A 24,609-nucleotide genomic window follows, 5' to 3' on the forward strand; every position below is an offset into this window, starting at 1 on the left:
CCCGAGGAACATGTAGGAGGTGCCGGTCGTAGAATAGGGGCGCTGAAGCTGAACGAGCTGGCGCAGCCTGGAATCTTCGGCGGTAATTGGGGTTCGAAGCGGCGTGTGGCCGACGGCTTTTCGATCTCCTCCTACTTGAACAATCCTGAATCTTTTGAAGAAGTCTATAGAAATTTCCGTGGCCGTCAGAGCTTCAGTCGTTCTGTGGTTCCGTATCTTCTAAACGATGCTACAGGTGGTGTTGGTTACACACGCCCATTTGGGATCGAGCTGGAATTTGACCTAAAGAGCTCGTCGCTAAAAGATCGCTCCGCTGATTTGCAAGCCATTGCGAACGACCTCTACATGGCTGGCTTGAGTACTGAAACAAAAATGGTCCCCTATCATCATGGTCGCGCCAGCCAGGGTTACAGCAGTTCTCGTGACGGCTGGCGACTGGAACAAGATCATACTGTCTCCGGAGAAATTGTGTCGCCAATTCTTCGAGACACACCCCAAACATGGCAGGACTTATCGGCAGTTATCGATATCATCCGTCGGCATGGTGGTATCGCAACTCCGCGCGCTGCGGTGCATGTAAATGTTTCTATACACGACTATGGGCGCAAGGTCCGGTACCACAACCGGCTACTGCGTCTCGGTCAAGCTTTCTCCGATGTCTTCTACCGGTTGGCCGCAGATCCCACGTCCGGTCAACATCGCGGCACCAGGTACGCCAAGCCAATCGAGGTCTCAGACGGCGGATATCCTTCGGTTCACAAGCTTGGTGTGACCAGAAACCAGGCCGTGAGTCTGGCTCATGCGCACGGCCGCGACGGCGATCGGGCCGAGTTCAGGGGATGGGACGCATCGCTTGACGAGGGAGTCATTCAGGCGTACGTCAACACCAGCCTGGCTATGGTGGAAGCGGCCCGAAAGCATCGCCAAGTTGTGTCACCGAACGAGGGGCGCGTAGAGCAGATCGGTGATCATTACGAACGTTTCGCTGGCGTGAGTGACGACGCGTTGCCGCCAGAGCAGTGGAGGCAATCAACTCGGAGCTTCCGTGTTCTGGTCGATACCCTCTTCGGAGAGGACACGGCGCGTAAAGAGCAAGCGACCGCGTTGTTCGCCACTACTCGATGGCAGCCTGCGGATATCTTCGGACGTGAACGCCTGGCGTGGGTCTATGCCGGGGAGTTGTCGGATGTGCCCGAAAAGACAGACTGGGTAGCAATAGATATCCAACCTAATGTTTTGGTGCATTTCAACAAACCGCTCGCGGTCCGAGGTGAGCTCCACGTTCCAGAGGGCACGTTGGCCTTGGATGTCGATCTGATCCAGAACCCGGACACCAATGAATTTGAGGGCGAGCTCAGCTACGCGAATCCCAGCCTAGAGGGTTATACTCACGTTAAAGTCAAGACTGCCGACCGTGCGGACAGTATTGGCCGGGGTCTGTTCTATTCAATGCCCACGCTTATGCAGATCACCGTGACCGCCGAGACAGGGACCGAGCGCGAGTACATCCTGTCGTTCCGGGCAGCTGAATACCCTGACCCAGCTGTACTGCAGCACAGCGGTCATGCCGATCCAGTGCGTCCTGCGTCTCTCCAGGAGTTGCGTGAGGCCGCACTGGACTCGGTGCGGCACTACCGGGACCAGGCCGGCGCTGTTAGCCGGAGTTCATCCGAGCTGTCGGTGTCCGAAGCCCCGGTGGGCGAGTCTGACGATGGTGTCGGGAGCAACCAGCCGAGCGGTGCTCAGGTAGGGCGTCGATTGGTCTGGGTGGATTCATTCGGCGATGCGGGCGGTGTCTCGGAGGGGCAGGAGCGCCGTGCCCGCGGTCGTTTGGGGGGCGCGTTTCCCAGTCTGCGGGATCAGGCTAAGACGCACTTCAGTGGGGGTAATTGGGGTAGTAACCCGGAAGGGGCGCAACCCGACCCCGATGATGATGGAACTGGCCAACACGGTGGCTCCCTGCCGACCGATGACGACAAGTCGGGGCATGTCGGCAATGGTGTGCAGGGCGGGTCCTATCTCAGCAACCCTGAATTGTTTGATGAGGTTTACCAGAACTACCGTGGTCGTGCGATGTTCGGCAAGGCTCTGATTCCGTACATAACGGAGCCTGCAACGGGAGGGGACGGTAACGGTCGCCGGTTTGGTGTCGAACTGGAGTTCGATCTGGCGAGCTCCTCGCAGGAAGGTCGCGACGCTGCGCTGCAGGCCATTGCCAACGAGCTCTACCTTGCTGGCCTCAGTGTCGAAACTAAGATGGTCCCGGCGCATCATGAACGAAAGGTTCAGGGCTACAGTAGCGCTCGCGACGGTTGGCGCTTGGAAAGCGACACTACTGTGGCCGGCGAGATTGTCTCCCCGATCTTGCGTGACACTCCTCAGACGTGGCGTGATCTGTCGACGGTAATTGATATTATTCGCCGAAACGGCGGTATTGTCACCCCGCGTGCCGCCTTGCATGTCAACGTTTCTATTGGTGACTATGGTCGCGATATCAGGCATCACAATCGGCTCCTGAGGTTTGCAAGTGGGTTCTCTGATGTTCTTCTTCGGTTGGCTGCAGACCCTGATGTCGGACATCATCGCGGCGGCTTTATGGTCGAACCGGTCGAGGTTCCGGATCGCGGATATCGATCGGTCGCTGACCTATCGAACACCGAGTACATGACAGTCAATTTGTCTTCAGCTCGGGGTGAAGACAATGATCGCGCTGAGTTCCGATTATGGGACGCTTCATTCGACCTCGGTGTCATTCAGGCGCGTATTAATGCCAGTCTGGCTATGGTCGAGGCTGCCCTTCGAGACGCGGATTATAGGCCGCCTAACAAGGACCGTGTCGAGCGTATCGGCCATCATTACGAGCGTTTCTCTGCTGATCACGCTGATGGTGACTCGCAGGAGGAGTGGCAGGAATCGACACAGAGTTTCCGTGCTCTTGTGGATACCCTCTTCGGGGACGATTTGGTGCTTAAGGAGCAAGCGACTGCACTGTTCGCCGTTACCCGTTGGCAGCCTGCGGATACCTTCGAGCGAAAGCACGTGGCGTGGGTGTTCGCCGGAGAACTTCCTACAGGTGACGGGTCGACGGGTCGAGTGCTCGTCGATGTTCGCAATGTGAACGAGTACTTGGCTAAACCGTTGGCAGTTCGGGGTGAGGTCCAGACGTCAGCGGGAACGCTGGTTTTGGACGCCGAGCTGAAACGAACTGCGACGACCGGAGAATACCAGGGAGTACTTCGACACGCAGATGGGACACTGAGTCCGTTCGCTCAGATAAAGGTCAAGCCTACTGGTCCTAGTTCCGGCGTCTTCGACAATCTGTTTGTGCAAGTTCCTGCGCTCATGCAGGTTACCTTGACCGATACGGTGGGTTCCGAACATGAGTACACCCTGTCGTTCCGCGCGGCGGAGAATGTCGATACTCCATTGGCACGGGGTAGCAGGACCAGCGATCCATTAACACCGGCTTCCCCTGCGGAACTGCGTGAAGCTGCCGAGGATGCGGTCCAAAGTTACCGCGATAAGAGCGATGTTGCCGAAGATGGCGCTGATTCTCGATTGGCATCCCCCGTGGTCGGACCGGAGGCCGTGTGGCGTCCGGAGGCCGGGGGACCGGTGCTGGTGGATTCCGCTACGGGTGCGGTTCTCGCCGGTGCACGTGATGCGGAAATGGTGCGCGAGGTGGCGCGGGACGGACGTGTTTTGGATGCGGTCCGGCTCGCTGACGGCCGGGTGGCGTTCGCAGCCGGGCAGGGGGTTTGGCCGGACGGTACCGCGAACGCGGGTGCTGATCCCGTGCTGGCTGCGGAAGCGCGGCATAGCCGATTGTCCGCGGCTGAGCGTGCCGCGTTGCGGGAGAGTTTCGAGCGTGTGATGCGGGAGGCCGGTCCTCCCGCTGAGGTCGCCGCGGCATCGTGGTGGTCGGCGGCATTGGATGCTTTCGAAGCTGATCTGCGAGCGCGTGACCTGGTTCGGGAGTGGGCCACGGGGCTGAGCCAGTTCGTGTTGATGCGTGACGAACCCGGTCTGCCGATGGTGGGTCTTGGCGCCGGTGAAGCGCGCTGGGTCGAAGTCGCGGGCCGCCAGGAGTTGCGCTGGCTGGCCCAGGATGCGTGGTCCCGCACCAGGGCGACGGTGCTGTGGCGTGAAGGCGAGGGCGGCCTCTTCGCTTGGATCGAACGTGATGGTGAGCAGGTATTGGTGATGCGCTTGCCGCTGGGGCACTTGCTCCGCGGCCGTGCCGAACACCACTGGGTCGAGGTGAAACCAACTGGTGACGTGCGGCTGCTTACGGATACTGATGTCACCGGAAACGGACAACAGTTCTATCTGGAGCCGGAGCGAGACCTCGTGCCGCATCTGGAGGAAATTTCCGATGACGAGGTCGCGGCGTTGTTGCGGGAGCGGACGAGTGAGGTCTATCGCGGAAAGCAGGTAGGGGAGGAAGTTTCGCGAGGCAACTGGCTGTCATCGCTCGCGCGCGGCGCCCTGCAGGTGGCCCGGCACCCGATAGAGAGCGCGCGTAACGCGGTCGCCCGTGACGCGAACGCCGAGATTCGGGTCGAGGCCGGCTGGGACCGAACGAGTTTCGCGGGGGCCGATGCGAGCGGGATGACGTTCCGTCGCTCTGACGGGCGCACGGTGGGCGTGTCCTGGAGACAGATCGCGCGAGTCCACGCGGGTGTGCGTGCTGCCGGTGGGGAAGGAATTAGGAGCGCGGAGGCCACCGCACACTGGGTACTGGATGGTGTGGCTGTGGGTGCGAGCGGCACTCCGGCCGTGGTCACCGAACTGGCGCGCACCCACCCGGAGCTGCGGATCCTGGTCGTGCCGAGCGAGGACACCAGGGCTGTCGGACCGCGAGTCAACGACCAGCCCTTCGGTTCACCACCGACCGCGGACCTGCTCGTCGGTACCAAGGGCGAAGGCGTGTGGCGCGCGTTCATGCTATTCGGTGACCACACGGTGATGCCGATATCGCTGTACTCGACGGGCAAGATCACCGAGGGATGGAGTCCACTCCGCGAACTCGCCGTGCAGTCACTGCGTGCCACCCTCTCCGAAGCCAAATCGCCTGCCGTGGAGCCGTTGCTGCGGCTGTCCAGGAAGACGCGTGTCGACGAGCAGGACCCAGCCCGGCCGGAAGCAGTGGTTTCGCAGGCGGGGCTGTCGGAACTACTGGCCGCTACGCCGGACATCCCCGGAATCGAGCTGGACGCCGGCCTGCCTCAGCTTGAGTCAGGGGAGAAACTCCTCAAAGAGATGGGCGATGACACCAGCACAGATCTCGGCGCCGAGCACCGAGACGCGTTGGGCACATTCGTTGCCGGGCAACTCGACCTCGACCCGGACGAGCTGTCCGTGACCCGGCATGGCGAATGGCGGGTGTATCACAAGGTCTACCGGGTACAGCACACGAGTGGCGCGGCTTGGCTGGTGCGGATGTATGAGACTCCCGAAGGCTTCGCACGGCACCTCTCCGCCATGGACTTTTTGCGGCATGTCCCGTTCGAACACGTAAACCTCGCCGATGTGGTGGCGGCCGGCAAGGTCACCAACGGGAACGTGACCGTGGGCGCGGTCGTAATGGAGATTGGCCAGGGCGAGTCGATCTCCAGGATTGTTGACGAGATCGCCGGCGGAGACCGAGACCCGGGCGACCTTCGGAACGCGGTGGCTGCTCACGCACGAGCACTGGCCGAGTTGCACTTGCTGACCATGCATCCCGAGACGCCGCGAGGGCCAGGATCAAGTCGGAAGAGCCGAGGTGCAGTGCTCCGAGGGGAACAGGACGCTCAGCCCTTACCACAAGGTGCCGCAGGATCATACTGGACTACTCGGGCGCTGAACGAGCTTCGCGAGCTCCATGAGCAGGCCCGCAATGCTGGACGACTTGATCTCGTGGACGGCGCAATGGTGACTGCGCTCGATGATCTGGCCACGGCCGCGACGAAGGCAAAGCCGGAATGGACTGCCGTTCGGCACGGTGACGCGCACGGCGGAAACCTGCTTTGGTCGTCCGACACTGGTGCTGTCACGATGATCGACCCGGAGACAGTGCACGGTTCGCTGGACAGCCGTGGCCGGGCGATTCGTGGTGAGTCCACGGTCCGCGAGGTCAGGTCGTATGCCATAGCCCTACTGGTGAGCCGTGCCGCGCACCTGCAGGACTTCTTCCTGCAGGAGTACGAGCGCGCCGTGCGGACGGCCTCTCTGCCCGGAGTGTTGAAGAGCAACACGATTCACGACGTAGTACAGCGGCTCGCCAAGGCTTACCGGGGGCTGGCCGACGGAGGCCCGGACGCGCAGCGGTGGGAAGAGCTTGCTGCCTTGTATGCGAGGACGTTGCGATCTTTGCTGGAGCTCGATAGGGGAATCGTCAACCGACCGGCACCGAGGTCTTCCGACGATCGCGGAATTCCTGGCCAGGTTGTATACCACACCACGCCCAACGGTGGTTCGACTTCGCCTGAAGGTAAAATGGTGGCCCGCCGGAACCCTGCTGTGGTCGACATCTCTCCTTCTGAGTGGCGCCATCGTGTTGCGGTGGAAGAGGTCGATCTCGGATTTGAGCAAGCGGACGGCACTTTTGATTGCGGAATTTGGCCAGATAAACCGGTGTGGCGTGCGACTTCCGAGATTTTGTACCGGCAGGAGTACCGTGGTCCGGGGAAAGTGTTCGAGGAAGGATTTGCTCCGGCGGGCCATTATACTAATCTCTACAGCCACTTGATGACAACTGATAGCTCTGCTTTTGTAAGCACCACAAGGAATGAAGAACTATATCGGGAATCGCAGAAGAACTACTGGTATGTGATCGATGCACCAGGTGGCATAGATGTAATAGCAACCGTGGGCGAAGACGGGGCGCCGAAGAATGCGCAGGAGCAGGAGGTCGCATTCCCAGGCGGCATTCGGTCCGAGTTCATCAAAGGCGCGTATTTAATCAACGACGACAGAACGCTCGGTGAGTGGATTGCTAACCCGAATTTTGTCGGCTGGAGTTCCCCACGTGTTGAGGATGCGACTGCCCCACTTGTCGCCGATTCCGGCGCCAGCCAATCGGATGAGAGAGCCCGCGTTACGGGAAGTCCGGACATCGTCGATCGAACCGATGCATCAGAAACTGTTGTGGAGTCGCGTGGTGACGTTCCTGTAGGTGTTACGGAGACAGATGGTGGGGGTTGGGCTCACGCAGGGCGTGTGGTAATTGGCGGTACGCGAGACACAGATTTCGCGCCCGAAGTGCATGGTCGCGGCGGCGGTCTTGACCATAAAATGTTCCCGAAACTGAACGATCAGGCGCACGGTCGGCTGTTTGGTGGTGATTGGGGCGGGAAGCGAGAGGCGAAATCTTCGGCTCCCGGCGGGCAGGGTGCGGGGCGGTCTGAGACCACCGGCGATCTCGGTTCGGTTAGCGGCAACTTGCTTGACCATGTCCGCTTGGCCGAAGTGACTGATGCCGCGTGGGCAGTGGTGGACAGCCGCCGCTTTCGCGACGAACGCACGGAGCAAGAAGACCTCAGGATTTTCAATGCGCGGTTGCCTGTGCTTGACCTGGACCGGCTGCGCGTTGCCACGTCCCCGGATGTGAACGGTCCGCGCGTTGCCCGAGCCGTGGGACTGGATGCGGGCACAGTGACCTCAAGGGGCTTCATCTCGGCTGGCGCTCTCGCCAACGCTCTCGTTGGCCTGGATCGTCTCGCGAACGTGCCGATTCCCGGTCTGGAGGTACCCCGTGTCCGAGCTGTGATACGGGACCAGTCGGGCACTCAATATTACTTGGTGACGTCACCCGGAACCACACATACTCTGCGAGACCTTGCCGCTCGCTGGACAGCGACGCCCGACGAGCGGAATTTATTGAGTACCGCATGGGCAGCCGTCGCGCAGGTACTCGCCGCCATTCACGAATTCCCTGGCGGATCAACGCCGCACCCGGACAGCCGTTCGTTCGACTGGATGCGCGGTCGGCTCGATGTAGGCACGTGGCCAGTGGAGCACCAGTCACGGATCCTCGCTGCCGTGGGGATGGAGCCCAATGTGCTGCGCGAGAAACTGCTGGGTGTGCTCGATGCGGCCACTACCACGCAGGCTTTCGACAGCATCGTTCTCAGCGGGAACTTTGAGGGTTCCTATCTGGACCGGTTTACCTATGATCCGGCTACCGGCCGGGTCGGCCTTGGCAGGCCAGAAGACCTGGGCCAGTCCATGAACCAGCCACAGAGCCTCCGCTCCTATGCTGGCAAGGAAGTGGCGGGGTTCGCCCGAGATCTTTATGAAGTCTCAAAGGACTTTACGCACGTGGCAGCCTACTTGCGCAGTCATCGGCGGCCGGAAGAAGCCGTGCTGCACTTGGTCTTCGACGCTCTTGAACGTCTTCGTTTGCGGCCGACCCCCGCCGACGGGACCTATCTACGTTCGGTTCTGGCCATCGCCGGGAAATTACCCCCGCGGCCACAGTTTCCGGTGGTAGTCATGCCGGGGGAGGATCTCTCTCACGGCAGGGTGCGGGAACGGTTGTGGAGCAATCCACCTTGGACGCCGGACCGTCCGCCTCTGCTGGGTGAGCTGTTTCCGCTGACCACTGAGGAAGGCACGAAGTGGCAGCATGCTATCGCCCGGCAGCTATCAAAGGCTTTCCGGCGCTGGGAGTCCGGTGGTTTCCGGGTCGAGGTGGAATTGCCTGCAAGGAAATCGCCATTGAGTCCCAGAATGATGCAGTTCCGCATTCTGATCCTGCATCCAGACCACCAGAAGCGCGACGACGGCGCGATCGGCACGATGTTGTTGACTGCGGAGCGTACGGATGGCGGGCGACTGACCGTACGCCACGATCCGATTTTGACGAGCTGGCACGACGATCCGCTGCTGCCGGACGCCATGCGTTCATTCCACGCCGAACTGTACGACTGGCTGGCGCGCTCCGGCGTCGGAGAGGTGTCGTTCACCGCACGAGGTCCAAGTCTTGCCGGAGCCGCGCTGCGCGACGTGCGCTGGAAGTCCGACGACGAGGGGCGGGAGGCGGCGGCGCAGGTCCTCCTGAAGCTGGCGGAGGAACTGGATGACACCGAAAATGCTGTAGGAGTGCTTAATGCGGGGCTGAAAGGCAGTTCGGAGGTCGACATAGATCGGCTCCAGGCTCTACGGGAAGATCTCGCCGAGGGACGAGACCTCCTGAATCGCGCCAACTTGATGCGTGTCACCTCGCCTGACTTCCCCACTCCGTACGAGGTGTACACCGTGGGGGGCAATACCGGACTGGGGCGTAGGACACTGGGCCTGTACCAGCAGGAGCACGCCTGGTATGGCGTCCTGCCGCTGCATCAGCAAGGCGAGTTGCTTCCCGCGCCACCCGATGAGATCGTGCGGCAGCAATCCGGCGAGGACACGGCGGCTCCTGAGTTCCCGGGACCGGATTGGGACGGAGCGCTGGCAGCGACGCCGCTGCCCGACCCCGAACAGCTGGGAAGTGTGGCAGATCGTCGTGCCGGACTGCCACGCTTGGTGTTTCCCTTGTTCGAGGGCGAGGGTTCCGCTCCCACCGGTCTGGATCTTTCCGATTGGCGGCGGGCGAGGATCGGGCCAGACGGGCGATTGCTGGACAGTGCCGCGGATATCCTGGATACGCGAGTACTGGCTGACGGGGTCGCGCCTTTCGAGTTGCGAGCGGACCGGACGCTGCACTTGGATCTGGGTCGGCACCTGGACGGTCGTGTGCATGCGTGGACCGCGGTGGACCCGGTGATCGCGGTCGGGACCATCACCGTGCACGAGGGAGAGGTCGTGCAGGTGACCGTGGGCACGCAGCGGTACCCGAGCACTGCGGTCATCGGCCAGGAGGTCGCCGACTTCCTGGTCCAAACGGAGTTGGCTTTGTCCGAGAACACGCGCATTCGGTATCAAAACGCCGCCGGTGACTGGGTGTCGTCCACGGTGAGCCCGGTTGCCGGCCGTGCGGCTCATCCCCTCAGTCTTACCCGTGTGAGACACAGGGATTTGTGGCAGTGGCGAACCAACCCGGATGTCCCGGGTGAGTTGGTCCTGGCAGATTCGAGGAGCGGCACAACGGTCGCGCTTGCGCACAAGTTGGAGCCGAGCTCCCGTGTAACGCCCGACGGCATGTTCGCCAGGGGCGCGGAACTCCCCGGCGGTGAGGTTGTTTTCTTGCCGGGTCAAGCGCTTCGGCTCGATGGGTCGCCGCATCCCACCGCCGACTCACTGGCTGTCGTCGAGGCTCGGTACGGGTATCTGACCTATCAGGAATTCGTTGACGAGCACCACGTTCGATCAGTGGCGGTCCTGCCTGACCAAGTACGCATGGACCTCCAGCAGTTCAGCGCCACGGCGGCGGCGCGTGAGCGGGACGCGGACGAGGCCGAGCGTGCGGTGGCGGAGTGGCTTCGTCGCGAGGACGACCTCAGGCGAGCAGTGCTGGTCGACAAGGACCGGCACAGCGGCCTTGCTGAGGTTGATCGAGCGCATCAGGAGGCGGTGCTGGCCGCGGTGGAGGCGCGGCGAGCCCGTGCGGAGGCGGCGTCCGCACGGTGGTGGCATCAGGCCATCGAGGAGTACCTGGCAGACAAGCGAGCCGCCGAGAGCGTCCACGAGAAGAGCAGCTTTGTGTCGGGCCGGCGGCGTGTCTCGATGAGTGGGCAGCAGCTGATCGCTCCTGAGACGTGGGACCCTCGTATTGCAGCCAGTTCCTTCTCGCCGATCGGTCTTGATGGCCACGTCGAACCCAGGTGGGTCTCCAATGGAGGGAAGCTCGAGCTGCACTTGGGATCCGGCGCGGGCGGCAGGTTGCTGTGGCGGGAAGGAGACGGCTACGTTTACGCGGTCGTTCAACGCGGGGACGGTCCAGTACTCGCGATGTACGATTCGACGACGAACGCCTGGTATGTGCTGGGACAGCCAGGGCGCGCGGAGCGTCTGACGAGCGACGAGATTCCGCTTGAGCGGCATTATTTGGAACCTCAGACGAAACCACCGGAACCGTATCCGTGGCTGGACGACGACCGCATCGAGGGCTCGCTCAAGAGGCCCGCGACGAAGATTCCCGCCGGCACGGCAATCGGTCTCGTACCGGAGAAGCCGTCCCTGATCAGCCGGATGACGGGGGCAGCGGCCCGGCACACGGTGGCGCAACTGCCCGAAGTGGCCGGATGGCACGTGCTAAGTGTCGGTACAGCCGACCACCGCGGCCTCGTGCTGCCGGACCCGCTGGGGGAGGCCAACAACGTGTCGTGGCCGCAATTCTTCCAGGCCGCGAAGCGCGTTGGATTTCTCGATTCGCTGCGGGAGCAGGTGGATGTCGAGGGAGTAATTTTGCTCGGCGAAAACGGGACCGCGATTCCGGCGAACATGCAGACAGTCGCTGGCTTCTTTGCCCTGCTTCCCACGACCCGGGTCCTGGTGGTTCCCTCGGATCAGGTCTGGATCACCACCGATGGACAGGTACGAGTCGGCCCGGAAATGCCGTCGCCGGACAAGGGACCGATCGGGTTCTGGTGGGCCTATCTACGGGTGAGGGATCGAATCGTTCGGGTGCCGTTGACGGCTCGTGGCCGCATTGGAAACGAGGCCGGCTGGGAGTTCCTGCTGGGTGCAGCTGCTTCGTCGAATGACGACGGGCCGGAGCCCGGCGGGGGCATATCGGCGCCGCCGCCCGACGGGCCGAAGCCGATCGACAGCGGAGGTGGTGGTTCGGCGGGAGAGCTGCCGCCGCGAGCGGTGGACGGTTCGGGACACGGCCCACCGGTAGAACCGGCGCCGCCACCCGGTTCGGACAGCGATCGCGGCACACGCGGTGCGGATGCGCACTACGGGAGCACACCGCCGCCGACGCTTCGATTATCCAATGTGGAACACGCGGATGGTGGGGGAGTAACTCCCAGACGCGCGGGTATGGGCGGGGAGGGGCTTTCGCCGCCATCCGTTCCCGGGAGAGCCAGATCGGACAGACCCGACGGTCCAGCTCCACCACAACCGGAGGCGCCGGTACCGGAAGTCACTCTCGCAGGCGAGCAAGTGACACTCTCAAGCCTGGCCTATGAAAGGCTGGGTGTCTTTTCCACCGCTGATCAGCGGACGCTTGCTCCCTGGCTGGAGTCGTTCTTCACCAGGCAGGCCGAGAACGGGACGGGCCTCGTCGGCCTCCGTCTCGACAGCCACAACGCGATGGCCTATCAGGTTCAAATGCTACATGGACTGGAGGTGAATGTCGAGTTTCACGCGGCCGAAGAACCATGGCTGGCGGCGCCGGAACTGCGACTGACCGCGGACGGCCGCTGGGTGCAAACCGCACCGGCCCGTATCGGACTGCGGGTGCCGGAACAGGCGGCCGATCGTGCGGTCCTGCTCGAACCCGCGATCTGGCGCGCACTGGTGATGCTGGACGTGACGCTGGCCGGGATGGTCCGAACCGCACAGGCTGAACTGTCCGATCAGGACATTCCGCGGCATCGCATAATCGCGCCAGAGCCGGCCCCGGTCTTGGTCGAAACGGCCGGCGCGCGGCCCGTGGAAAGTTCCACACCTCCCGCCGCGGGGCGGGTACCCCGGAGTCGGCGACTGCACAAGGCGATCCCGCGCTGGAAGGGGTCGCCGTGGCGACTGGACGCCCTGCCCGACACCGCGCGGGACCGGGACGTGAAGGCGGTGCGGACCGAACTGCGGGCGATCGCCGAGACCATCGAGGCCGAGCCGTACCACCAGTTCGCCGAGGTGTCGCTGCGGACCGACGTGGCGGCAGGACGTGACGAGATCAGCTTTCACGTCTGGACCGACGTCGACCGGCGGTCACCGGTCGAGGGGATCCTCGACTACGAGCGGGACGAGGTGACCGGGCTGCTCCGGGTGGACCTCATCGACGCCACCGGCAGACGCCACCTCGTCGGGGAGTTCGACCTCGGCGAGGCGAGTGCACGGCCTGCTGTCCGGCGCGACATCGGCGCCGCGCTCGTGGGCACGATGGCAGCCGTGGCGGAGGAGCACATCCAGCCCGCGATCGCGGCTCGGGCCATGGACGCCCTCGGCTCGGACGCGCCGTTGCACTACCTGAGCCCGCTCACCGCGCCGGTCACCCCGGAACACGCCGCACACGTCGCGCGCATCCGCTGGGAACTGCACCGGCACCGAGCGCTCGAGGAACGCCCCCACGGTGACACGGAATCGGCGGAACTGCGGCGGAGCTGGCAGCGAGTGCGCACCGCACTCGACGAGGCGGGGGCCCTGCGCTCGCGCAGGCGGTTCGAGGTGCTGCGCGGCGAACTGGCCGACCGCTCGCTGGTCCGCCTCGTCCGCCAGGCGCGCAGGGAAGCCAACGCGGACAGCCGGTTCGCCGCTCGTCGCCCGCTGGCCGCCGGCAACACCCAGCCTTCCATCGAGACAACGGCGACACCGGCAGTAGCGGTCGGTTCGGTGCGCGGGGACCGGGTACGACAGGTCGGTGACGTGCTCGGCGAGATCGTCGCGCCCGGCACACCGCGGCCGGGACAGGACGGTACGACCGCCCTGGACGCGCAGGCCTGGCGGTTCGACATCCCCGCCGTCGACACCGCGCTGAGCGCGGAGCAGGTCGAGCACGCCGCGGGCGAGGTGGTCCGGCTCGCCGAGGAGCACGCGCGGGTCCTCGCCGAGGCGGCCGGCACCGCGCCGCACCTCGCTGTCGGCACGGCGCTGGCACGCCTGCACAACGCCTTCACCGACCATGGTTCGACGGACATGGGCACCATGCTCGCGCTGCGCCGAGCCCTGTCTCCCGCTGTGATCGACCGGCTCTTGCCCGCCGTGGAGGTCGCGCTGACCCGTGCGATCGCCCGCGACGTGCTCACCCCGGCCGTGCAGGGGGCGGACCTGGCCGCCGCGGTACACGTGGTCGACGCGGGGGACGGCACCCACCAGGTGGTCGTCGCGGCGGGCACCGAACCGCTGATCGCGAGTACCGCGCGGGTGCACACGGATGTGCACGCGTGGCTGCGCGCCGATCCGCTGGGAGTGCTGACGGACATCGCGGACGCCGTGGCCGCACGGGACGGGCTGGACCAGACCACCGCCCGGTTCCGGGTGCTGGCCGCGGCGCACGAGATCGGCGAAACCGCGACCCGGCGCCGCGTCGTGGTGCTGCTTCGCGACATGCTCGCCGATCGGCAGCCCGTCGACGCGGACCAGCTGCCCGGTCCGGCGCAGGTGCTGTACGACCGCCTCACCGGCAGGACCCCTCGGGTGTCCCCGCGAGAGCACGCCGCCGTGCACCGCGCACTGGCCGCACTGCACGCGGATCGGGCCGGCCTGGCGCGCGGGGTGACGCTCGACGGCGACGGACGACTCCGGTCGTCGGGCGGGCGACACCTGAGCGTCCCCGCCTTCGCCTCGGTGCCCGAGGTCGCGGGCCGGAGCAAGACGTGGCGCAGGGACCGCGATGTGACCGCGGCGATCGAACGCATTGCCCCGGCGCTGGCCGCCGAGAAACTGGCGCATGCCCAGCTGCCGGACGGTGATCGGGAGGTCGCGGTCGAGCTCACCGCGCTGGCGGCGCTGGACCGGCACCTCGTCGACGAACTGGGGCTTGCCCGTCGTCGCGAGGACCTTCCCGGAATCGATCATCTCGTCCGCGAGCGTGCCCGGGTGGCCGATCGGGTGGCTGAGCAGGCGTACCGGGCCGGGCTGGTGGATCCGGACGGCGCGCGGCTGCGCCCATTCTGGGCACGGATTCTCGGTCCCGAGGTGCGCGTGCTGGTCGACGAGGTCGTGACGGCGCGCTCAGGCCACCGGTTCGGCCCGTTCCCGGCAACACCCGAGCCGAAGCGGTCCGGGGTCCTGACTCGACCGGTGCCCCGCGACGCCGATCTGGACGCCATCGACAACACCATTCGAACCCGGGACGGAGTGTCGCTGCGTCGCGGCGAGCGCTGGGTGCTCTCGGCCGTGACCGAGGTCGCCGCCATGCTCCGGGCCACCGCCGTGGATCCGGACACGGATCTGGCGGGCCGGTTCGGCCCGGTGCTGGCACGAGTCACCGAGCAGGCGACACTGGAAGTGCGGCCGGTGAACGGACGGGGCAAACCACGCCGGATCGATCTGCTCGCACTGGCTCCCGAAGTACTCAAGGCGCTGGGCCGGCATGCGGGCGGCCCGCTCACTCCGGAGGCGCTCGTCCGGGTGGCCGAACTATTGGCCCGGCGGATCGGCCTCGCCGAAGCGGGCCCGCGCGCTCGGCTCGGGATGTCCGACCGGCCGGGGCCGCGCGGTGTGCTCGACCCACGGGTGCGGACCGTGTCCGGCGGCCGGCAGCATGGTCGATTGTCCCCTCAGGACCTGGTCGAGATCGCGCGCGTGGAGTACCTGGCGGCGTTGCACGAGCACGCGACTCGGCAGGCGGCCACCGAATCAGTGGCGGACCGCGACCGGCAGCGGGAACTCGCGCACACGCTCGCCACCCGGCTCGTCGACCCCGCACTGTCGGCCACGCAACTACCGCCGGGGGCGTACCGGCGACTCGTCGCGGAGCTCTCGCCGACCGCGCGGCGACTGCTGGACGACGCGTCGGACCCGGACGACCTGGTGAACCCGTGGTTGCGCACAGTGGAACGCGCGGTCGCGGGAGCGGATGTGGACAACCTTGCCGTGGCACAGGAATCCATGCCCGCGGTACGGCTCGCACCGGCCGACATCACCGACGTCCAGCGGCCCGCGGACCGTGACCCAGCGCGACTGATGCGTCCGCTGTACCGGTTCCGCCCGCCGCTGCGCTGGGCCCGCGCGGTCTGGGAGGGCTTCTCGGTGGAACTGCACACACCGGAGCCACATCGGCGTGCCGAACTGTTCCCGCACGGTGAGCCGGTCGCCCACGAGTGGCTCAGCAGAGGCCACTATGTGCTGTGGATCAACGAGCGGGCGCTGACCGACGTGCGCGCGGAAGACGTCCAGCGAGCGATCGACGTCAAGCTGCGCGAGCTGCACGCGCTGGCGTTGCGGGAGAACCCGGCGCAGACCGTCAAGCTCATCGAGCTGTACGCCAAGGAGGCCATCCCCGCGGCGGTGGCCACCGTCGCCGCAGGCGTGGCCATGGCGACCTTGCCCGACTCGGGGCTGGCTCACCTGCTGATCGCCACGACGAAGATCGAGGTCCTGCCCGCGGTCGCGATGTCCGGCGCCCTGCTCAGCTCGCTGCTGCACACCATCACCAGCCCGTTGTATATCGGCAGGCTGCAGTCGAGCGGGCTGATCAATCGGCACGCGCAGGCGCGGGAAATCGCCGCGAACCGACCGGGTCGGCCCTATGCGCAACTGTCCGAAGCGGACATCCACGGGGACGCGACCGATGTCGGTGCTCGTGCCCGCCGCCTGCACGAGGAACTCGGCGACCGGGGCGTGGTGAGTGGGGCGGCCATGGGCGGCTACGACGTCACCGCGCAGCCGCCCGCCCCGCCGCCGGAACAGGGTGCGCCGTCCGATCCGCGCCGCCGCGCGTCGGCGATCGGCTGGCTCCGTTCGGCGGTGGCGGAGGTCCAGCGGGGAACAGTGCTCGGGCCGGCCCGTGTCACCGCGGTCCGCGACCGGGCCGACACCCGCATCCTTCCCGCAACGAACGAGACGATCGACCCGCCGCCCAATCCGCGACTCACCGTGGCGCACTGGAAGGACCCGAAGGACCGCAGGGCCACTGGTGTGCCGGTCAGCAGGCGGATGCGCGGTGCCGCACAGCTCGACATCGAGTTCGTGGCGGCGCCACCGGGACGGCGCGCGATCGAGCCTGGCGACCGGGCGGCCGACGTCGTCGCCAAGTCCGAGGTGTTCCATACGGGGCGCGGGATCCGCGTGCTGGTGCCCGAGGACGTCGCCGGGCGGGCGGACCGCGGCGAGGTGCTGGCCGCACTGGTCAAGGAGGCCGTCAAGATCCGGCAGAGCTATTTCCGCGGAGTGCACAAGCTGGGAAACCAGGCGCTGTGGGCGGGTATGCGTGGTGCCACCGGTCTGGGAGCGGCCGGCGTGCAGGCGTTCACGGTCGGCTCGCCATTCGCGCCGGGCGGTGCGATCAACGCCGCCACCCGCGCGGTCACCGAGTTCGCCGCGAACCTCGGCTTCGAACCGCGCGCCGAGCAGGCCAAGAAGGCGCACGAGGAGGGCAGACGTTTCCCACAGGGCCAGATTCCCGACGCGCGGTTCGTCAAGGACACGGCACGTTTCCTGGCGAGTGCGCACGCGGCCATGCTCCGGGCGTCGGCGGCCATCGACGAGGCGCTGGCCGCCCCGGACCATGCGGCAACGGTGAGCGACGACTCGTTCGCGGCGGTCGCGGCACATGTCGCGGCGGGAGTGTGGCACGGCCTGCGGCGGCAGTCGGGATTGCCCGCACGGGTCCGGGACCACCTCGAGATCGACGTCCGCCCCATCGACGTGGACGATCCGCTGCTCAACGAACGGCATGGTGCGGTGTTCGGCCGGGAGCACCGCGCGGGTGGTGTGCGGATCGACAGCGACGCCGCACTGAGCGGGACGGCCGACGAGCCGGTGAACCTGCTGCGGCCCGGCTCGGACGGCATTCGGCGGGTGGTGATCACCGCCCGGTTCGGCACGCTGCGCGACGGGCTCGCCGCGGGCACGGTACGGCTGGTGCTGATCGAAGACGCCGCACGGCAGTTCGCGCGGCAGAACGAGGCCGAAGTGGTGGGGCAGAACCCGCACGGGGTCACGGTCGTCGTCGACCGGGATGCCGGAGCGGGTTCTGTCCAGGGCCTCGACCGGGTGGTGGAAAAGATGTTGAACACGATCCCGGTGCAGACGACGCGCTTCGACAACGCGGTTCGGCAGGTCGCGGACCAGAGCAGGAGCGGTGTGTGGGGCGGGGCGGTCCGGCTCCCGCTGGCCACGCTCCTGCTGTCCATGACCGACGGGATGGCCGCCGGAAGCGGATCGTCATCGCCGCTGGTCAGAGCGTTGACCAGCGCCCTTTCCAGTCATACCAAGCGGGAGCGGAAGTACGGCAACCCGGCGCTGGCCGCGAACGACGTCGTTCCCGCACGTCTGCGCGACACGATCACCCGGGACGTCCTGGAGACCAGGCAGGACGCGGGGATCGACGTCCTGGAACGAACCAGGGCCACGCTGCGGCGGACGCTCAATGAGGTCCTGCGCAAGGCGGAGACGATCGCCGATCCGGATGTCCGGGCCGATCTTGTCGCGCAGGCGGAGGGGATTCACACCGACCTCCGAGGTCCGGACTTCGGTGAGGTGATGCGCGATATCGACCGGTTGATGGAGCGCCCGCGTGGAACCGTGCCGGACAATCCAGAGACCGCGCTGTGGATCCGGCTCGGTATCCGACGTGCGACCGCGATGAAGAACAACGGCTGGCGGCTCGACCTGTCGAACGATCGCAGTGCCCACATCGAGTTCGAGCCCGTGTACGCGCCACCGGCCGGAATGCCGGCGGCGACCCTGTCCTCCATCGACGGCCGCGAGTACGCCGATCACACCTACAAGGTCCTGCTCGACATGACCGCGCCCGCCGAGGAGCGCGTGCTCGCGGTGGCGAGCAGGCTGGTGGAGGTGACCGAGCGAGAGGGCAGTCAGGCGGCCGCGGCCGCTGACACCAGCGAGTACGTCAGGGCCGCCGGTGTCACCACGGTGTCCGCGGCGGCGGCATACCTGGCCGCCAGCACCGCGCTGGGGTCGTACCTGATCGACCACGACAACACCGGCACCGCCGAGGAACAGCGGCGTGCCGACAGGGAAGTGGTGCGGCGGCGGATCAACCTCGCGCTGGTCTGGGCGATGGGAACCTCAGCCGAAGCAGCGGTCGCGGCGAACCGGAACCCGCGTTCGGCCCACCGGACCGAAACGGAGACCGAGCTGCGCAGACGCGGTGGCAAGAACCAGACCAAACTCAGCGCCGATGTGGTCGCCGAGTACGCGGGCCAGGTCGACGACCAGGGCGCGATGGTGCAACGCCTCCTGCACGCCTACCGGGACCTGATGCGGCTGGACTCCGCCATCGAGCTGGCTGTTCGCCACTCGGCGCCCTAGCCTTCGCTGCGTACTGCGTCGAGCAGATCGTCGAGGGTGAGGGTGCGCAGGTCGGTACGGCTGGGCCGGTGACCGAGGGAGCGCAGCCTGGAGGACTGGGACTTGCGCATCCGTTCCAGCAGTTTGCGCGCTTCCCTTGCGTTGCCGAAGTTCTCGTCCCGCTCGATGTGCGCGAACCACTCCAGCAGCGCGGAGTCCACGTCGTCGTCGAGCACGTAGTCCTCGCCCTTGGCGATATGGCGGCTGATCTGCACCAGCTGCTCCGGCGAGTAGTTCTCGAACTCGATCGTCTTCGCGAACCGGGACGCCAGTCCGGGGTTCGCGTCGAGGAACTCCACCATCTCCCCGGTGTACCCGGCGACGATCACCGCGATCTCGTCGCGGTGGTCCTCCATCAGCTTCACCAGGGTGTCGATGGCCTCCTGGCCGAAGTCGGCGCTGCCGGCACTGGAGCGGGACAACGCGTACGCCTCGTCGATGAACAGGACCCCACCGCGCGCCTCGTCGAACGCCGACGCCGCCTTCTCCGCGGTGTGCCCGATGTACTGGCCGACCAGGTCCCGCCGCGACACCTCGCGGAACTTGCCGTTGGGCAGCACCCCGAGGGCCCGGAGCAGCTCCCCATAGGTACGGGCGACCGTGGTCTTGCCGGTGCCCGGTGCCCCGGCGAAGACCAGGTGATTGCTGACCGTGCCGACGCTGAGCCCTTCGCTGCGCCGCCACTCGTTGACCTGCAACTCGTCGATCAATCCGCGGACCTCGTGTTTGACGCCCGCGAGCCCGATCATCCCGTCGAGCTCGGCCAGCAGCTTCTCCACCTGTTCGAGGTCCTGCCTGCCGCTGGTCGCCGCGGCGGCGCCGACATGGGGAGTGGCCGCATCCGGTTCGCCCTCCCTGACCTCGGTACGGGCGCCGTCAGCGAGAAGAACGCCTGGTGGTGCCGTGTTCTCGACCCGGCAGCTGTCCACCACACCGCCGCAGCCGCGGCCGACGCTGATCCCCACCCCCTGCGTGTCATGTATCCAGCATTCGCTGATGGTGGGAGAGGTCTGGTCGGCCACGGAGATCCCGGCGTCGCCGGTCTGCGAGATCTCGCAGCGCTCGACGCCGGAGTTGCCCGCCTGGTAGAGGTAGATCCCCCGGAAACCGCACCCGGCCAGCGTCGAGTTGCGGACGGTCGCGCGGGTTCCGAGCCGCAGGATCACGCCGTCATCGGCGATGTCGCGGAACTCGCAGCGGTCCACGACTCCGTCGGACTCCTCGATCACCAGTCCGTAGCGACCACCGGTCACCTTCGTGCCGCTCAGCTCCACATCGGCCCCGTCGACGATGCTGATCGCCGCGGCCTGCTCGGTGCTCACCTCGCAGCCGGTGATCTTCGCCCGGCCACCGCGCACCTCAATCCCGGGTTCGTCGGTGGCGCGCAGGACGAGCCCGTGGAGTTCGAGCCTGCACCGGGTCGCCCGCAGCAGCGGGGCGTCGCGGGAGGACGAGCTGATCGTCACCGTGCCCGGTTCGGCGGCGGTGATCGTGATGCTGCGGTCGCGTAGGTCGACTGTCTCGCTGTACTCACCGGGCGCCAGCGAGATCGTGGCGCCGTCATCGGCGGCGTCCAGCGCCTCGCCGATGCTGCCAAGCGCCCCGCGCTGTCCGGGTGCGACGAAAAGGGTGCGTGCCATCGAAGGTGACCATACCCGTACCCGCACCGGTGGCGAAGCAGGACGACACCCGTTGCACCCGGGAGGTTTCATGGAATGGGAGGAGGTGATCACCGTGCGAGCCGAGTGGCAGCCGGACAACGACGTCGAGCGTGCGATGGCCGAGGCATTGACCGCCGGAGACGGTTCGCGTTACGCGCGTTTGCTGATGGAGGCGCCACTGTACGTTCCGACGCTGCCGGATCCCGACACCGAGCAGCGGCGCGCTCTGGCCAGGGAGCTCCCGCTGCAACGGGAACACGTGCTCACGTTCACCTCTCCCGGCTCGCTGTCCTGGTCGCTCGGCGCGGCGGCGGCGGAGTACCGGGAGATCGACTTCGGATCGCTGTGGGAACTGTGGCAGGACAGCGACTATCACCTCGCCGTCAATCCGGGTGCTCCGATCGGCGTGTTTCTGCCGATCGATGCGGTGGTCGACCTCGCACGGGAAAAACGGTCACTGGTCGCCATCGACGATGTGCAGGATGCGATAGCAGCTGAGGCGGTGGCGCGAATTCGTCGACAATGCCAGACGGGTCTCGGCGGTGAGCCGGACCCCGCCGACACGGAACCGGTCAACGACCTGGAGGAACAGTTGCGGGAGGCATTGGCCAAAGAGGACCATGACGCGTTCCTGCTCACGCTCCTCAGCTCCAATGTGGTCGTGCTGACCGAGCGCGCGGTGTCCGACCCGGACCACATTCACGACGAGGACTTTCCGTGGCGGATCGTCGGTGACGACGAGTCCCCGCTCGTCCCGTTGTTCAGTTCCACGACCGCACTGCGACGGGCCGCCAGGAAGGATCCACACTGGGTCGAGGTCTCGTTTCTCGCCGTGCTGGCCAACTGGCCGGGCCCAGGGCACACCCTGTGCTTCGATCCCGGCACCCCTACAGAACTGATCCTGCCGGGGGACACGGTGCTCGATCTGCTCGCCGCCGCTTTCGCCGTACTAGGCGGAGATGCCGTGGCGGGTGAACAACCATGACAGCGACCATCCGAACCACGTCGTCCACGTCAGGTGGAACTGACCTACCCGCGGTTACCTCCGGTCACGTCATGCTCGGCGGTGTTGCCGAGAAGGGCCGCCGGTGTTCGCACTGGGTTTCGATCGGCGCGGAGCCGGTTCGATACCGCGACGGCATCGCCTACCGCGCCGCGTGTGGGGCCGCCTGTGTCCCCGCTGGAGCCGGGTATCTCGCCGAACTGCCGGTGTGCCCGGGGTGTGACGAGCGTGAGCCCGCCTTCGCGCAGCGTGTCGCACCACAGTGCTGCACCGTGCGTCGGCCCACTGGTTGACGCACGATTGACCTCCCGGCCGGTGCGTGGTGTTTCTCGCGCACCGGCCGGGGCACCACCCGGTCGCCGCCGGTCTCAGGGAGCGGGGCTCGCTAGGTGACACAATCGTGTCTACCTCAACGAACTCAGCTGAACTACCGTGACTGCACCTAGTCTCGAACTGCGCCCTGTGAAGGTGGTCTCGATGGCACCAGCTGGATACGTCGTGACAAGCAGCTCGACGGACACCGTGGATCCGCGAGAGCGAACGGACTACTGGCGAGAGGTGATCAATTCTTACCAGTGCCAGTTCGCCTACGACTTCGCGAACCCGCAAGGCTTCTCTGGCCGGACAGTTCTGCAGCGCAGCCCGACTTACCAGCTCGTCGCCTGGCAAGCGCGCGAACAGTGGATCCACCGGACGGCCTCGCAGATCAAGTCGGACCCGGATGGCGATTACCGACTGGTACTGCCGGTGAACGGCCGGGTTGTCGTCCGACAACGTGCGGAGGAGAAGGCCTTACATCCTGGTTCTGCGACACTGCTGACATTGGAGCAACCGTTCGACCTGTGGCAGAGTTCCGATCATCGCGGGTTGGTGCTGACCATACCGCGGACTGAGATCGAACACCGCCTGCGCACTTCGGACCCCGCCACCCTGGTAGTCGACATGGCTTCCGGTCTGGGAGATGTGGTGCGCATGATGGTGATGGGCGCGTTCAGCCAGCGACAGCAACTCACCGGTGCGCAGTTCGATGCCGTGTGCGACAAGGTGGTCGAACTGCTGTGCATGCTGGCGACAGGCGATGACCGGCCGGGCGACAGCACCAGGCCGGTCATCGCGACAATGGTCCGCCGCTATGTCAGGGAACACATCGCCGATCCCGGATTGAGCGGAGAGACCGTCGCACGTGCCCTGGGTTGGTCACTTCGAACTGTTCAGAACGCGTTGCAGCGGTCGGGAACGACGCTGCGAGACGTGGTCCGAGACGAGCGGCTTCGGGTGGCACGGGAGCGGTTGCAAGATCCGCGCTACGACGACTGGACCATCGCCCGACTCGGCAATTCCGTCGGCTTCTCGTCAGCGAGTGCGTTCACCGTCGCGTTCCGCGGTCGTTACGGGGTCCAACCGCGACAGGTTCGCCGGGAATCCCGGGAGGCCGACCGGTGACGATCATCAGCTCGTGGCGATGGCGGCCGGGCCGTTGTGTGTCGCGGTCGCCCCGACAGCGTGCTGCGGAGTGTCGATGAAGACGAACTCGTACTTCCCGGCCTCCGAGAGCCCATCGGTGACGTAGCCTTCGCCGATCCGGATCCCTTCCTGTGCGAGCAGTAGCTGGTGTGGCTCACCGAACCTGGTTGGTACCGGTGACGGGAACACCTCCAATCCCCAGGTATCACCTCCGACGATCGCCGGCCGGAACTGCGCGAGCCAGCGTGCCTCCGCCAGCCAGATGCCGGGCTCGCTACTGAGGTATCGGCTCCACAGTGCCGAGTCCGCCCAGAGCTTGTTCCAACCGGTGCGGAAGATGACCACATCGCCGGGATCCAGTCTGCTGATTCCCTCCCAGCCCAGTGTTGCCTCGATATCCTGGATGGTGATCCGGTAGTTGGGAGCCAGTGTGTCCCGACCTTCGGAGAGCGCCTCGTGCCTCCCATGACACTGCATGTAGGCGAGTACGTCGACCAATACCCCGCGTGTCACGATTGGTCCGATGTGCTCGGCCCCAAGATGCGGGCACCCGCGCAGTATGCTGCCAGGGCCGTGGTGGTCGGCCTGCGAGTCCTGAGTCGCCTTCGCCGCGCGCGATGCGGGGTCGACGAGCTCGGGCATCGGTAGCAGATCATCTCGGGTGAATCCACCGTAGTAGTGATCGTCGATGCCGATGTGATTCAGATTGTCGATCTGCGTTCCCACTTGGAACGTCATCGCCGCGAAGCGTTCCTCCAAGCCGGTCAGCCGGTTCTCGCCACCCAGGTCGTACCAAGTGATGTACATGTCCCAGCGACGCGGTGGCGCGGAGGGAAAAGCCGGAACTCCAGGGAACATTTTGTCGCCCAGGTCGTATACGTGCGCCGTTCCCTTGTGGAGCATTCGAAGGGCGTTGGTCGTCTTCTCGGGAGTGATCTCGCGTAGAGCGCCGCGTTCGTCACCGATGCCCAGCTCGTTCCATCGCCGCTGGGCGAACTCAAGCGAGATCGGCTGGTCGTCGATCGGTCCTCGGAAGGGCTCTTGTTGACCACCTATCGGCCGAGGTGCCGCGGTAGCCGCGGCTCCGGTGATCAGTGGCGGTAGTGCCAGGCCCACGGCCGCGGTGGCACCCGCCTTCAGAAATGCCCGGCGACCCGATGGCGAGCTCTGTCCGTCCACGTCGCCGGCCTTGGCTCCGGGCGTGAGGTTGTGCTTCCACGTTTGCATGCTTCCTCCTATGGCGTGTCGCACTAGGACACCAGCCGCCACAGTCGACCGTCTTTCGTGTGAACGAACTCCGCTGTCGTCAACGCGCAGTACCCCAGGGGTCGTGCCGTCGGCGCATTGAACTCGAATTCAGTGTCGGGGTAGCTTCTCGCCGCGATCACAGCAGATCGGAACTGACGCCAGCCA

The 24,609-nt window shown here is 65.8% G+C and carries 6 protein-coding genes (1 of these 6 only partly in view); 4 read left to right on the top strand and 2 right to left on the bottom strand.

The features are described 5' to 3' along the window. A protein-coding gene (locus tag BM199_RS17775; RefSeq protein ID WP_091674378.1) for a scabin-related ADP-ribosyltransferase crosses the window boundary here: on the top strand, positions 1-19,029 show its final stretch. 37,164 nt of this gene lie to the left of the window's left edge; 19,029 of the gene's 56,193 nt are visible here — the last part of the coding sequence; the start codon falls outside the window, past its left edge; it ends in the stop codon at positions 19,027-19,029. On the opposite strand, the gene BM199_RS17780 is transcribed toward BM199_RS17775, so the two are convergent. After that, positions 19,026-20,708, bottom strand: coding sequence for a right-handed parallel beta-helix repeat-containing protein (locus BM199_RS17780; protein ID WP_091674379.1), 1,683 nt, complete (start codon positions 20,706-20,708; stop codon positions 19,026-19,028). The genes BM199_RS17775 and BM199_RS17780 overlap by 4 nt on opposite strands. A gap of 70 nt (positions 20,709-20,778) precedes the next feature. Here BM199_RS17780 and BM199_RS17785 point away from each other — a divergent pair, with 70 nt between their 5' ends. From BM199_RS17785 to BM199_RS17795, 3 genes are all read left to right on the top strand, one after another. After that, entirely contained in the window at positions 20,779-21,714 is a 936-nt protein-coding gene (locus BM199_RS17785) for an SseB family protein (protein WP_177242668.1), read from the top strand. Continuing rightward, a complete protein-coding gene (locus tag BM199_RS17790) occupies positions 21,711-22,025 on the top strand; it encodes a hypothetical protein (protein ID WP_143101853.1) in 315 nt (104 codons plus the stop codon). The genes BM199_RS17785 and BM199_RS17790 overlap by 4 nt, the downstream gene beginning before the upstream one ends. Positions 22,026-22,209: 184 nt before the next feature. Next, positions 22,210-23,175 carry an AraC-like ligand-binding domain-containing protein gene (locus BM199_RS17795; RefSeq protein ID WP_143101854.1) on the top strand — a complete coding sequence of 322 codons (966 nt, stop codon included), beginning with the start codon at positions 22,210-22,212 and terminating at the stop codon, positions 23,173-23,175. A 6-nt stretch (positions 23,176-23,181) separates the two neighbouring features. On the opposite strand, the gene BM199_RS17800 is transcribed toward BM199_RS17795, so the two are convergent. After that, positions 23,182-24,423 (bottom strand): cyclase family protein, encoded by a 1,242-nt coding sequence (locus BM199_RS17800; RefSeq protein ID WP_091674382.1) that lies wholly within the window; start codon positions 24,421-24,423, stop codon positions 23,182-23,184. Positions 24,424-24,609 lie beyond the last annotated feature (186 nt).

Origin of the sequence: Amycolatopsis marina (genome assembly GCF_900111885.1) — a bacterium.
Classification (GTDB): Bacteria; Actinomycetota; Actinomycetes; order Mycobacteriales; family Pseudonocardiaceae; genus Amycolatopsis; species Amycolatopsis marina.